This window comes from Streptomyces sp. C10-9-1, assembly GCF_024497955.1.
GTDB classification, from domain to species: Bacteria; Actinomycetota; Actinomycetes; order Streptomycetales; family Streptomycetaceae; genus Streptomyces; species Streptomyces sanyensis.
Genome location: NZ_JANHKP010000002.1, coordinates 294,858 through 307,524, shown reverse-complemented (window position 1 = coordinate 307,524; position 12,667 = coordinate 294,858). Strand labels below are relative to the sequence as shown.

Below are 12,667 nucleotides of genomic sequence, written 5' to 3'. Positions count from 1 at the left end.
GAGGGGACCACCGTCATCACCGACTCCGTTGTGAGGGAACCATGACGCAGCTTCAGGACATCGGCGCGCCGCAGCTCGGCCGCCCCGAGGAAGCGGCACTCCAGAGCTACGAGAGATCGCTGCTCCGCAGCCATCTGTCGCTCACGCGCCAGGACCGGCCGGACCGCTTCGCCCTCGCCGGGCTCGACTGGGACCTGCACCCCGAGGTGTTCGCCCCCGTGTACTCGCCGTCGACGGCAGTGGCCCTCGCCCTGCTCGACCTCAACCGGGAGCCGCTGCGGCCGCGTTCGGACTCCTTCCTGGAGATCGGCACCGGCTCGGGCGTCATCGCCGTGATGGCCGCGCTGGCCGGGTCCCCGCGGGTGGTCGCCACCGACGTCAACCCCCGGGCGGTGGAGAACGCGGCGGTCAACGCCGAGCGGCACGCCGTCAACGACCGCCTGCGCACGGTGCACAGCGACCTGTTCTCGGAGATCGGCGAGTCCGAGCGCTTCGACACCGTCTTCTGGAGCTCCAACTACGTGCTGGGGCCGGACACCTACGAGTACAAGTCCGTGCACGAGCGGGCCTACGTCGACACCGGCTACCGCACCCACCGCCGGTTCGTGGAGCAGGCGCCGCGCTGGGTCACGCCGGGGGGATCGGCGCTGCTGCACTTCAGCGACCGCGGCGACCTTCCGGCCCTGCACCGGATCGCCGACGACTGCGGCCGGGAGCTGCGGACGCTGCGCAGCGTGCGGGTCCGCGAGGGCGAGTACGGCGAGGACATGGTGGAGCACATGCTCATCGAGATCGTGCCGGCCGCGGTCTGAGACACGGCCGGTCCAGGGGGGATTGAACGTGCGAACACTGCTGGTAGACAACTACGACTCCTTCACCTACAACCTGTTCCACCACCTCACCGAGGTGAACGGCCGGGAGCCCGAGGTCGTCCGCAACGACGACCCGTCCTGGCGGCCGGGGCACCTGGCGGCCTTCGACTCCGTCGTGATCTCACCCGGACCCGGTCACCCGGGCCGCGCCGAGGACTTCGGGATCTGCGCCGGCATCGTCCGGGACGCGTCCCGGCCCGTCCTGGGGATCTGCCTCGGGCACCAGGGCATCGGCCTGCACCACGGCGCGACGGTCGGGCGCGCGCCGGAGCCGCGGCACGGCAGGCTCTCCCCCGTGTTGCACGAGGGCACCGGCCTGTTCGAAGGACTCCCCTCGCCGTTCGAGGTGGTCCGCTACCACTCGCTGGCCGTCACCGACCTCCCGCCGGAGCTCCGGGCGACGGCCTGGACGCCGGACGGCGTCCTGATGGGGCTGCGGCACCGCACCCGGCCCCTGTGGGGGGTGCAGTTCCACCCCGAGTCGATCTCCAGCCAGTACGGCCTGGCGCTGCTGCGCAACTTCGCCCGGATGAGCCGGGACGCCCTCGGGGCCCCGGCCCCCGCACCGTCCCGCGCCCCGGGCACCGCGCCCGCTCCCGGGCCGGGGGCCGCACACCGGGCCGCCCCGGGCACCGCGCCCGCCGCCGCCCGGTCCGCCGCCGGTGCACCCGCCGCCACGGCGGCCTCCGGCCCGCGGAGCGCCGCGGCCGCACCCGCCCTGCGGGTGCTCAGCCGGGTCCTGCCCGCGGGAACCGACGCCGAGACCGCCTTCGACCTCATCTTCCGGGGCAACGACCACGCCTACTGGCTCGACAGCAGCCTCCCGGACCGCGCCCGCGGCCGCTTCTCGGTCATGGGCGACGCCACCGGACCGCTCGCCCGGATCGCCACCGCCGACGTGTGGAGCGGTACGGTCACCGTCACCCCGAGCCGGGGCGCCGCCGAAATCGTCGCGGGCCCCATGCTCACCTGGATCGACCGCGACCTGCGCACACTGCGCGACCGGCTCCCCGAACTGCCGGACCTGCCCTTCGACTTCGCGCTCGGCTGGGTGGGGTACCTCGGCTACGAGCTCAAGGCCGAGTGCGGGGGCGACCTGGTGCACCGCTCCGAGGAGCCCGACGCCACCCTGGTCTTCGCGGACCGCGCACTGGTCTTCGACCACGCAGAGGGCACCGTCCACCTGCTCGCCCTGGTGGAAGGGGAGGCGGAGGAGGAGGCCCGCGGCTGGATGGACTCGGTGGAGCTGCGGCTCGCGGCCACCGAGGGCCGCGTCCTGCCCGCGCCGCGGCCGCCGGCCCCGGCGGGGGAGATCCGGCTGCGCCACGACCGGGACGCCTACCTGGGTCTCATCGGCACCTGCCTGGAGGAGATCGCGGCCGGGGAGACCTACGAGGTCTGCCTCACCAACATGGCCGAGACCGAGGGCACCGTGGACCCCTGGTCCGCCTACCGGGTGCTGCGCCGGGTCAGCCCCGCCCCCTTCGCCGCGCTGCTCCAGTTCGGTGACATGTCGGTGCTCAGCACCTCGCCGGAGCGGTTCCTGAAGGTCGGCGCCGACGGCCGGGTGGAGTCCTCCCCCATCAAGGGCACCCGCCCCCGCGGCGCCACCCCCGCCGAGGACGCGGCCCTCGTCGCGGACCTGCTCTCCGACGAGAAGGACCGGGCCGAGAACCTGATGATCGTCGACCTGGTCCGCAACGACCTGGGCCGCTGCGCGGTGCCCGGATCGGTCCGCGCGGACGAGCTGTTCCAGGTCGAGAGCTACGCCACCGTCCACCAGCTGGTCAGCACGGTACGGGCCCGGCTGCGGCCGGAGGCGACGGCGCTGGACTGCGTGCGCGCCGCCTTCCCCGGCGGCTCGATGACCGGCGCGCCCAAGGTGCGCACCATGCGGCTCATCGACCGGCTGGAGGCCGGGCCGCGCGGCGTCTACTCCGGTGCCGTCGGCTACTTCTCGCTCTCCGGGGCCGCCGACCTGAGCATCGTCATCCGGACCGCGGTCGTCACCGCCGACCGGGTGCGCTACGGGGTCGGCGGCGCGGTGGTGGCACTGTCCGACGCCGAGGCGGAGTACGAGGAGACGGCCGTCAAGTCCGCTCCGCTCCTGGCCCTGTCGAACGCGCGCTTCCCCCGCAGGCAGCCGGAGCCGATCCGGAGCTGAGCTCCCAGTCGCTCCGGAGGCGGCGCAGCTCCGCCGCCTCCAGAGCGGCGACGGCCTCACCGAGGCGGGCGCCCAGCCGCTCCAGCCTCCGCAGCATCCCGGCGCCCTCGCGGTCGGCGTTCAGCAGGGTGTCCCCGTGCAGCTCCTCGCAGCGGGCGGCGTCCTCCAGGACCCCGGCCGACAGGGCGTGCGCGGTGTGCCACCCCACCAGGCGGCTGACGCTGCGGCGCCCCCCGCCCGCCCACAGCAGGCGCGGCGGAATGGCTCCCCCGGCCCGGAGCACCCGCCACCAGTCCTCGGCGAGCCGCTGCTCCCTCAGCCGGTAGAGGCAGCGGGCCATGGCCTGCCCGGCCGTGCCCCGCGCCTCGCGGGAGCCGAGGCGCTCCAGGCGGGCGTCCACCTCCTGCTCGAAGGCCCCGACCGGGAAGGTGGTGACGGCGGAGATGCACGCCAGGCGGCGGCCGGAGACGAGCGCGCGCTCCATCCCGTCCACATAGGCGTCCAGCACCTCGGCGTACTTCTCGGTGGAGAACACCAGCGTGGCGTCCACGCCGATGCCCTCGGCCAGGCAGTCGGCCAGTACCTGGACCCCGGCGGCGGTCATCGGGATCCGCACCACCAGGTTGGAGCGGGCGACGCCGCGGTGGAGGGTCCGCGCCGCGTCGAGCAGCGGGCCGGGCTCCTCGGCGTACCGGGGGTCGACCGGGGCCGACACCTGGCCGACCGCGCCCCCGCTCGTGGCGAACGCCGGGGCGAGCGCGTCACAGACCTCCCGGACCAGGTCCCTGGTGCCGCCCGGCGGCAGCACCACGCCCTGGAATGGGAAATCCGGGCCCTTCAGCACAGCGGCATCGAGCTGCTCGGAGCGGGATGCCGCAAACCAGGGCGAGACACCCTCGGCCACCAACTGCCGCAGCAGGACTTCAGCTTCTCGACTCACCACCTTCCCGAGCCTAGAGTGCGCTTTCTGTGAGCGGCAAGGCGGGCGCGATTGCATGTCAAGTCCTTGTCGGCGCAGTCGGGACGGTGTGTCGGAGGACGTTCCCGGCGGCCTCCCGAGGCGGATCGGCCTGCCGGACCCTAAGGCGCATCGGCATCCTCCGCGGAATTCCGCGCGGTTCTCTGTCAGCTCAATTCCCTTTACCACAGAGCGACCTGATCAAATATTCGGCACCTGACGTACTGGCCGAACTCTGATGGTTGCTCCCTCCCCTGTTTCCGCACACTCCTCGGTGCATCTGATGTCACGGCGGATTCAGTCACTGGGAGGTTCCGGATGTACGGTGCTGCACTCTGGAAGGCGTTGCCGGCAGGTCAGCAACCCGATTGGCCGGACGGGGAGGCGCTGAGGGACGCCAGGGCACGGCTCGCGGACGCACCGCCCCTGGTGCGGGCGGAGGACGTGGCCCGTCTGCGATCGCTGCTGGCGGACGCCGCCCGCGGCGAGATCCAGGTGGTGCAGAGCGGGGACTGCTCCGAGGACCCCGCCGAGTGCTCGGCCGGGTACGTGGCCCGCAAGGCGGCGCTGCTGGACGTGCTCGCGGGCGTGATGAAGGCGCGCTCGCTCAAGCCCGTGCTGCGCGTCGGCCGGCTCGCGGGACAGTTCGGCAAACCCCGGTCGAGCCCCTTCGAGACCGTCGACGGTGTCGAACTGCCCTCCTACCGGGGCCACATGGTCAACAGCCCGGAGCCGGACCCGCTGCTGCGGCGCCCGGACCCCCGGCGCCTGGTCGCCGGCTACGAGGCGGCCGCCGCCGCGATGGGCCTGCTCGGCTGGACCGGCGGGCGGCCCTCCGGCGCCGAGGCGCCGGTGTGGACCAGCCACGAGGCGCTGCTCCTCGACTACGAGGAGCCCATGGTGCGCACGCAGGACGACGGTTCGCTGCTGCTCACCTCGACGCACTGGCCGTGGATCGGGGAGCGGACCCGGGAGCCGGACGGCGCGCACGTGGCGCTGCTGGCCTCGGTGGCCAACCCCGTGTCCTGCAAGGTCGGCCCGACGACGACGCCCGGCGACCTCGTCTCGCTGTGCGAGCGGCTCGACCCCCTCCGGGAGCCCGGGCGGCTCACCCTGATCTCCCGCATGGGCCGGGGCAGGGCCGCCGAGCGGCTGCCGGAGCTGGTGCGCGCGGTGAAGACGGCGGGCCATCCGGTGCTGTGGCTGTGCGACCCCATGCACGGCAACACCGTGAGCGTCGCGGGCGGGGTCAAGACGCGCTTCCTGGACTCGATCATCGGCGAGGTGGAGGAGTTCCACCAGGCCGTGTCCGGGCACGGCGGCACCGCCGCCGGACTGCATCTGGAGACCACCCCCGACCCGGTCCGCGAGTGCGTGGACGACGAGTTCCACGTGGCCGAACTCGGGGACAAGTACACGTCGTTCTGCGACCCGCGCCTCAACCCGGAGCAGGCCGTCGAGGCCGCATCCGCCTGGCGTGGCTGAAGGAGAGGGGTCCCCTGTGACCATGGATGACAGGATCGCGCTGGTCACCGGCGCGGCGGGCGGCATCGGCGAGTCCGTCGTGCGCTCCCTCACCGCCCGGGGCGTCCGCGTCGTCGCCGTCGACCGGGACGCCGAGCGCCTGGCGAGAGTGGCGAAGGAGGCCGCCGAGGACGGCGGCCGGGTCGAGGCGTTCCCGGGCGACGTCACGTCCAGCTCCGACGTGGAGGCGCTCGTCGACGAGGTCGAGCGCTCGGTCGGGCCGCTGGACTACCTCGTCAACGCTGCCGGGGTGCTGCGCCTCGGGGAGGCCCGCACGCTGACCGACGAGGAGTGGAGCACCACCTTCGCGGTGAACACCACGGGTGTCTTCTTCATGTCCCGGGCCGTCGTCAACCGCATGGTGGGCCGGCGCCGGGGGGCCGTCGTGACGGTCGCGTCCAACGCGGCGGGCACCGCGCGTACGGAGATGTCCGCGTACGCGGCCTCCAAGGCCGCGGCGACGATGTTCACCAAGTGCCTCGGGCTGGAGGTGGCCAAGTACGGCATCCGCGCCAACCTGGTCGCACCGGGGTCCACCGACACACCGATGCTGACCTCGATGTGGCAGGACGACAGCAGCGCGCGCGCCTCGATCGAGGGCGTGCCGGAGGCCTACCGGGTGGGCATCCCGCTCGGGAAGCTGGCCCGCCCGGAGGACGTGGCCGAGGCGGTCGTCTTCCTCCTCTCGGACAAGGCGGCGCACATCACCATGCACGACCTCACCGTCGACGGCGGTGCCGCCCTCGGTGTCTGAACCACCGCGACCGGCGGGAGGCCCGCCCGGCCGTGCCTTCCGTCCGGCCGCGGGGCCGGCCCCGCCCGGGGACCGGCCCCGCCCGAGAACCGTCCGCCCCGAGAAGCGCGACGCCCGCGAGGCGGGCCCCCGGAACGGGGCCGCCCGCCCGGCGGGGCCACCGCGCGAACCGGGACCACCCGTGAACCCGAGAGAGGAACGCATGGCAGGAATACCCGAGATCAGCCCCTATCCGATGCCGTCGGCCGCCGACCTGCCCGCCGCGGTCGTGGACTGGGCGGTCGACCCCGACCGCGCGGTGCTGCTCGTACACGATCTCCAGAAGTTCTTCCTGTCCCCCTTCCCCGCCGGGGAGCAGCCCGTCACCGACCTGGTGCGCAACGCCGGGGAGCTGCGGGACCGCTGCGCGGCCCTGGGCATGCCGGTCGCCTACACCGCACAGCCCGGCGGGATGACCCCCGAGCAGCGCGGTCTGCTGGCCGACTTCTGGGGGCCGGGCATGACGCCGAGCCCCGAGCACCGCGAGGTGGTGGAACCGGTCGCCCCGGCCCCCGGTGACTGGATGCTCACCAAGTGGCGCTACAGCGCCTTCTTCCGCACCGACCTGCTGGAGCGGATGCGCCGCGCCGGCCGGGACCAGCTGGTGGTCTGCGGGGTGTACGCGCACGTGGGCGTCCTGGCCACCGCGGTCGAGGCGTTCACCCACGACATCCGGACCTTCCTGGTGGCCGACGCCGTCGCGGACTTCGGCTGGGCCGAGCACCGCGGTGCCCTGGAGTACGCCGCCGGCCGCTGCGCCGCGGTGACCACGACCAAGGAGCTCCTGGCGGCGCTGCCCTGCGGCGGCGGGGAGGAGGCCGCATGACCGGCGATCCGCTCGCACGTGTGCTGGCCGGGGACCCCGCCCCCTTCGCCCTGATCCACCGCCCGGAGGCGGGCGGGGCGGACCGGGTGGACCTGCTGCTGGGCGAGTTCGCGCCCTACGAGACCCTGGCCGACCTCCCGCCGGGCGAGCCGGGGGGCGGCGAGGGGCAGGAGCTGCTCGTGCTGGTGCCCTACCGGCAGCTGGCCGAGCGCGGTTTCGAGGCCCCGGACGACGGGACGCCGCTGCTGGCCATGTCCGTGGCCGAGCAGGTGTCGCTGCCGCTGTCGGCGGTCCTGGGCCGCATCCCGGACGCGCCCGTGCACCTCGCCGAGGGCGGGGCCTTCGACATCGACGACGACGCCTACGCGGAGACGGTCCGCCGGGTGATCGCCGACGAGATCGGCACGGGGGAGGGCGCCAACTTCGTGATGCGGCGCTCCTTCGTGGCGGACATCGGCGACTACTCCGTCGGCGCCGCCCTGCGGTTCTTCCGGCGGCTGCTGGAGCGGGAGTCGGGAGCGTACTGGACCTTCGTCGTCCACACCGGGGAGCGCACGCTGGTCGGCGCCTCGCCCGAGCGGCACGTCAGCGTCCACGGGGGCAGGGCCGTGATGAACCCCATCAGCGGCACCTACCGCTTCCCCGCCTCGGGGCCGGACCTGCCGGGGGTCATGGACTTCCTGGCGGACCGCAAGGAGGCCGACGAGCTGTACATGGTCGTCGACGAGGAACTGAAGATGATGGCCCGCTTCTGCGACGGGGGCGGCCGTGTCGTGGGGCCGTACCTGAAGGAGATGGCCCGCCTCGCGCACACCGAGTACTTCATCGAGGGCCGCACCACCCGCGACCCCCGTCAGGTGCTGCGCGAGACGCTGTTCGCCCCGACCGTCACCGGGTCGCCGCTCCAGAGCGCGAGCCGGGTCATCAACCGCTACGAGCCGCAGGGCCGCGGCTACTACAGCGGGGTGCTCGCGCTGATCGGCCGGGACGCGGCGGGCGGGAGCACCCTCGACTCGGCCATCCTCATCCGCACCGCGGACATCGACGCCCGCGGCCGGATGCGCATCGGCGTCGGGGCCACCCTGGTGCGGCACTCCGACCCGCTCGCGGAGGTGGGCGAGACCCGGGCGAAGGCGGCCGGGCTGCTGTCCGTGCTCGGGGAGCCGGGCAGGCCCCGGTTCGGCGACCACCCCGCCGTACGGGAGGCCCTGGCCCGGCGCAACGACACCATCGCGGGGTTCTGGCTGGACGACGAGCGGGACCGCACCCGCCCGGTGGCCCGGCTGGCGGGCCGCAAGATCCTGGTGGTCGACGCGGAGGACACCTTCACCGCGATGATCGAGCACCAGGTGCGGGCGATGGGCGCCGAGGTCACGGTGGTGCGGTTCGACGAGCCCTACTCCTTCGCCCCGTACGACCTGGTCGTCATGGGGCCGGGACCGGGGGACCCGAGGGACGCGGCCCATCCCAAGATCGCCCATCTGCGGGGGGCGGTGGACCTGCTCCTCGCCGAGGGGCGGTCCTTCCTGGCGGTCTGCCTGAGCCACCAGACGCTCGGCCTGCGCCTCGGGCTGGAACTGCGCCGCCGCGAGCAGCCCAACCAGGGGGTGCAGCGGCAGATCGACCTGTTCGGGCGGTCCGAGCGGGTGGGCTTCTACAACACCTTCGCGGCGCACAGCGAGGCCGACAGCGTCGAGGTGCCCGGGGTCGGGCGGGTCGAGGTCTGCCGCGACCCGGCGACCGGCGAGGTCCACGCGCTGCGCGGGCCCCGGTTCCGCTCGATGCAGTTCCACGCGGAGTCGGTGCTGACCGAGGACGGCGTCCGGATCGTCGGCGAGGCCCTGGCCGGGCTCGTCGAGGAGCAGCTCGTATGAGCGCCGGACGCGCACCGGCGCCCGGCGGGCGCGAGGGCGGCGGCATGAAGGCGACGGTCGCCTGGTGGGACCTGTCCGGGTCGGGGCAGACCACCGCCTCGATGCGCCGGTACCTGGCCGAGGAGGCGGTCGACCGCTTCGCCCGGGTGGAGGGGCTGGTGGCCAAGGTGTGGATCGCCGACCCCGCGACCGAGCGCTGGGGGGCGGTGCTGCTGTGGGAGTCGGCCGCGGCCGCGGCCCGTCCGCTGCCGCCCCGGGCGGCGGAGCTCATCGGCCGGCCCCCGGTGCAGCACACGCTGTTCGACGTGGAGGCCGTGGTGGCCGGGCCCGGGGGGCTGCCGGGTCCGCTGCCCGCGGGCCTGGTCCACGGAGCGCCCGGTCTCTGAGGGGTGCCCCGCCGCGGGCACCCCCCGGTCCGGACGGGCACCCGCCGGCCGTGCGGGCGCGCGGGATCCGGGCGGGCCGTCCCCGCGGCCGCCTTCGCCGCGGGGACGGCCGCGCACGGGGCCGCGGGACTCCGGGAAGACCCCGGTCCGGGCCCCGGGCCGGACAGGGCGCCCCGCCGCACCCCGCGCCGGGACACCGGGCACACCTGGCACACCGCACGACACGGCACGCCGAGACAGCGCCGACCAGAGGAGCACTGAGAAGCCGGTGAGCAGCAGCCGAGGCGGGACGACGCCCCGCCCCTTCGAACGGACCGACCCGGACCTCCGGTGTGCGGACACCGCACGCGCCCCGGCCGCCGACGCGGTGGAGGCCGCCGGCCCCGGCCACCCGCGTGGTGTCACGAGCCCGGCCCCCGCCGCCCACCGGCTGCTCCGGCGGCCGTTGCGCCACCGCTCCGCCGGGAGCGGACCGGCCCCGGGGGACGGCGCGGCGCGCGGCGGGTACGTCCTGGCGGACGCGCCGGGCGGGGAGCCGGAGGTGGTGCTCGTCGCCACCGGCGGCGAGGTGCACACCGCCCTGGACGCGCGCAGGCTGCTGCTGGCGGAGGGCATCGGCACCCGGGTGGTGTCGATGCCGTGCCCGGAGCAGTTCCGGGAGCAGGGCGAGGAGTACCGGGAGGCGGTGCTGCCGAGCCGGGTCCGGGCCCGGGTGTCGGTGGAGGCCGGGTCCGCCCTGGGCTGGTACCAGCTGCTCGGGGACGCCGGGGTGCCGGTGGGGCTGGACCGGTTCGGCGCGGGCGCGCCCGCCGCCGCGCTCTTCGGGCAGCACGGCTTCACCCCGGCGCGGGTGGCCGCCGCCGCGCGCGCGAGCCTGGCCCGCGCCGGGCGCGGGGAGCGCCGGTGAACGGATCGGCCGCGGGCGGGGGCGACGCGTCCCGGCGAAAGCCGACGGCCCGGGGAGGTGAAGGACGTTGACCGACGTCCTCGTGGCCGGCGGCGGCGTCGGCGGCCTCGCCGCGGCGCTCGGCCTCGCGCACCGGGGCCACCGGGTGACCGTGCTCGAACGCCGCGAGGTGTTCACGGAGACGGGCGCCGGGATCCAGCTCGGGCCGAACGCCTTCGCCGCCCTGACCCGCCTCGGTGTCGCCGGGGAGGTCCTGGACCGGGCGGTGCGGGTGGACGCCCTGCGCTTCATGGACGGAACCACCGGCGAGCCGGTGGCCTCGATGCCGGTGGACGGCGCGTACACGGCCCGCTTCGGCCACCCGTACGCCGTCGTCCACCGCGTCGACCTCCACCTCCCGCTGCTGGAGGCGTGCCGCCGGCACCCGGGCGTGGTGCTGCGCGGGCAGCACCACGTGACGGGGTACACGCAGCGCCGGGGCGAGGTGACCGCCCTGCTCGCCGGCGGGGGCCGGCTCACCGGGGACGCCCTGGTCGGGGCGGACGGGCTGCACTCGGCCGTCCGCTCCCGCCTGGTCGGCGACGGCGCGCCCCGGGGGGCCGGGCACACGGTCTACCGGGCGCTGGTCCCGATGGACGAGGTTCCCGAGGGCCTGCGCTCACCGGTCGTGACCCTCTGGGCCGGGCCCTCCTGGCACATCGTCCACTACCCCGTGGCGGGCGGCAGCCACCTCAACCTCGCGGCCACCCGGGAGGAGGCGCCCCGGCGGGCCCCCGCCGGGGCGCCCGTCCTGCCCGGCCGGGTCCGGGCGGCCTTCCCCGGGCTGCGGGGCGCCGCACGGCCGCTGCTGGAGCGCGCCCGCGGCTGGCGGGCCTGGGCCCTGTACGACCGCGCACCGGTGGAGCAGTGGACGGACGGACGGGTGGCGCTGCTCGGCGACGCGGCGCACCCGATGCTCCAGTACGCGGCCCAGGGCGCGTGCCAGGCCGTGGAGGACGCCGTGGCGCTGGGCGAGGCGCTGGCCGACCGCCCCGCGGACGTCGAGCGGCGGCTGCGGAGGTACGCGGCGGAGCGCCGCGAGCGCACGGCCCGGGTCCAGTGGGTGTCCCGGGAGCTGGGGCGGCGGCTCTACCACGCGGCGGGCCGGGCCCGGCGCGAGCGCAACGCGATGCTCGGCGCGCTGTCGCCCCGGGAGATGTACGACGCGGTGGCCTGGCTGCACGGTGGAGCCGGTGTACCGGCCCGGGCGGGCGCGGGGGCCGGGGGCTGAGCGGGCGGGGTGCGGTGCCGCCGGCGGCCGGCACGCCGAGGGCCGCGGTGCCGCTCCGGCAGGTCCCCCCGCATTCCGTTTCCGGGGTTTTCCCGGTACCGGGACTTTCCCCGTGCAGCGGCCTGCGCGATGCCGCGGCGGGCGCGACCTGACAGACCTTTCGCACGCGCTTTCACGGCCCGGCGCGCCTGCTCGATGCTGACTTCTCCAGCCTTTTTCCCGCAGGGAGTTGAATCCGGCATGCTCAACATCGCGGTCGTCTACTACTCGTCCACCGGAAACGTCCACACTATGGCCGAGGCGGCCGCCGAGGCGGCGGTGAAGGCCGGTGCCGACGTGCGTCTGCTGCGCATTCCGGCGCTCCCCTCGGAGACCGTCGTCCCCGGCACGGAGGACGCCGTCGCCGCGCACGGCGAGGCCGTCCGGGACGTCCCCGAGGCCACGCCGGACGACCTGGTCTGGGCCGACGGCATCCTCATCGGCTCCCCGGTCCGCTTCGGCCTGCCCGCGGCCCCGGTCTCCGCCTTCCTGGACTCCACCGCCCCGGTGTCCATCCCCGGACTGCTGGCGGACAAGGTCGTCTCCGCCTTCACCTCGGGCTCCGCGCCGCACGGCGGCCACGAGACCACGCTGATGGCGCTCTACAACGCCGTCTGCCACTGGGGTTCGCTGATCGTGGCCAACGGCTCCACCGACGAGGTGCTGTTCCGCCCGGAGAACGGCAACCCCTACGGCACCAGCAGCGTCACGCGCAACCGCCCGGGCAACGTCCACGAGGACAACCTGGCCGCCGTCGGGTTCCAGGCCCGGCGCGTCGTCGAGGTCGCCCGCCTCGTGGCCGCCGGAAAGGCCGCCGTGGAGAAGAACCCCGCCGAATAGGCCGCCCGGAAAAGAGGTCCCCGCGGACGGCGGAGGGAATCCGGCGGCAGGAATGGCGCCGCCGGTCGTGCGCGGCGGGATTCGGGAGCACTGCCACCTGACACATTCCACCCCACCTGACAGGTCCCCGGGCAGGCCTTGGCACCCCGGCGGCTCCCCGGGAAACCATGGCCCGGCGGTATCCGGCGCGCCCCGATTCCCCGGAGGCGGGGCG

The 12,667-nt window shown here is 75.1% G+C and carries 11 protein-coding genes; 10 read left to right on the top strand and 1 reads right to left on the bottom strand.

The annotated features are described in order from the left end of the window. The first annotated feature begins 41 nt into the window (after positions 1-41). Both NPS70_RS03880 and pabB read left to right on the top strand, forming a co-directional pair. Positions 42-812 carry a class I SAM-dependent methyltransferase gene (locus NPS70_RS03880; RefSeq protein ID WP_256522527.1) on the top strand — a complete coding sequence of 257 codons (771 nt, stop codon included), beginning with the start codon at positions 42-44 and terminating at the stop codon, positions 810-812. A gap of 28 nt (positions 813-840) precedes the next feature. Next, positions 841-3,036: an aminodeoxychorismate synthase component I gene (gene pabB, locus NPS70_RS03875; protein ID WP_256522526.1), complete on the top strand. Its 2,196-nt coding sequence runs from the start codon at positions 841-843 to the stop codon at positions 3,034-3,036. Here pabB and NPS70_RS03870 read toward each other — a convergent pair. Then, positions 2,963-3,979 (bottom strand): transaldolase family protein, encoded by a 1,017-nt coding sequence (locus NPS70_RS03870; protein ID WP_256522525.1) that lies wholly within the window; start codon positions 3,977-3,979, stop codon positions 2,963-2,965. The two genes, pabB and NPS70_RS03870, sit on opposite strands and share 74 nt — an antisense overlap. Before the next feature lie 333 nt (positions 3,980-4,312). Here NPS70_RS03870 and NPS70_RS03865 point away from each other — a divergent pair, with 333 nt between their 5' ends. From NPS70_RS03865 to NPS70_RS03830, 8 genes are all read left to right on the top strand, one after another. Beyond that, a complete protein-coding gene (locus NPS70_RS03865; RefSeq protein WP_256522524.1) occupies positions 4,313-5,479 on the top strand; it encodes a 3-deoxy-7-phosphoheptulonate synthase in 1,167 nt (388 codons plus the stop codon). A 22-nt stretch (positions 5,480-5,501) separates the two neighbouring features. Further along, on the top strand, positions 5,502-6,272 hold the full coding sequence (locus NPS70_RS03860) for a 2,3-dihydro-2,3-dihydroxybenzoate dehydrogenase (RefSeq protein WP_256522523.1): 771 nt from the start codon (positions 5,502-5,504) through the stop codon (positions 6,270-6,272). Between the two features lie 202 nt (positions 6,273-6,474). After that, positions 6,475-7,137: an isochorismatase family protein gene (locus tag NPS70_RS03855; protein WP_256522522.1), complete on the top strand. Its 663-nt coding sequence runs from the start codon at positions 6,475-6,477 to the stop codon at positions 7,135-7,137. Then, positions 7,134-9,011 carry an anthranilate synthase family protein gene (locus NPS70_RS03850; RefSeq protein WP_256522521.1) on the top strand — a complete coding sequence of 626 codons (1,878 nt, stop codon included), beginning with the start codon at positions 7,134-7,136 and terminating at the stop codon, positions 9,009-9,011. Before NPS70_RS03855 ends, NPS70_RS03850 begins: the two co-directional genes overlap by 4 nt. Continuing rightward, the gene (locus tag NPS70_RS03845) at positions 9,008-9,397 is read left to right on the top strand and encodes a hypothetical protein (RefSeq protein ID WP_308314976.1); all 390 of its coding nucleotides are present in this window, start codon (positions 9,008-9,010) and stop codon (positions 9,395-9,397) included. Before NPS70_RS03850 ends, NPS70_RS03845 begins: the two co-directional genes overlap by 4 nt. A 268-nt stretch (positions 9,398-9,665) precedes the next feature. Beyond that, positions 9,666-10,304 (top strand): transketolase C-terminal domain-containing protein, encoded by a 639-nt coding sequence (locus NPS70_RS03840; protein WP_256522520.1) that lies wholly within the window; start codon positions 9,666-9,668, stop codon positions 10,302-10,304. A 67-nt stretch (positions 10,305-10,371) separates the two neighbouring features. After that, on the top strand, positions 10,372-11,574 hold the full coding sequence (locus NPS70_RS03835) for an FAD-dependent monooxygenase (protein WP_256522519.1): 1,203 nt from the start codon (positions 10,372-10,374) through the stop codon (positions 11,572-11,574). 240 nt (positions 11,575-11,814) lie between these two features. Then, positions 11,815-12,453: a flavodoxin family protein gene (locus NPS70_RS03830; RefSeq protein ID WP_256522518.1), complete on the top strand. Its 639-nt coding sequence runs from the start codon at positions 11,815-11,817 to the stop codon at positions 12,451-12,453. Positions 12,454-12,667: the final 214 nt, after the last annotated feature.

Excerpts from the sequence above, each read along its gene's own strand:
- NPS70_RS03855 (WP_256522522.1), top strand. The coding sequence starts at position 6,475 with ATGGCAGGAATACCCGAGATCAGCCCCTATCCGATGCCGTCGGCCGCC.
- NPS70_RS03830 (WP_256522518.1), top strand. The coding sequence starts at position 11,815 with ATGCTCAACATCGCGGTCGTCTACTACTCGTCCACCGGAAACGTCCAC.
- NPS70_RS03880 (WP_256522527.1), top strand. The coding sequence starts at position 42 with ATGACGCAGCTTCAGGACATCGGCGCGCCGCAGCTCGGCCGCCCCGAG.
- NPS70_RS03860 (WP_256522523.1), top strand. The coding sequence starts at position 5,502 with ATGGATGACAGGATCGCGCTGGTCACCGGCGCGGCGGGCGGCATCGGC.
- NPS70_RS03865 (WP_256522524.1), top strand. The coding sequence starts at position 4,313 with ATGTACGGTGCTGCACTCTGGAAGGCGTTGCCGGCAGGTCAGCAACCC.
- NPS70_RS03850 (WP_256522521.1), top strand. The coding sequence starts at position 7,134 with ATGACCGGCGATCCGCTCGCACGTGTGCTGGCCGGGGACCCCGCCCCC.
- NPS70_RS03845 (WP_308314976.1), top strand. The coding sequence starts at position 9,008 with ATGAGCGCCGGACGCGCACCGGCGCCCGGCGGGCGCGAGGGCGGCGGC.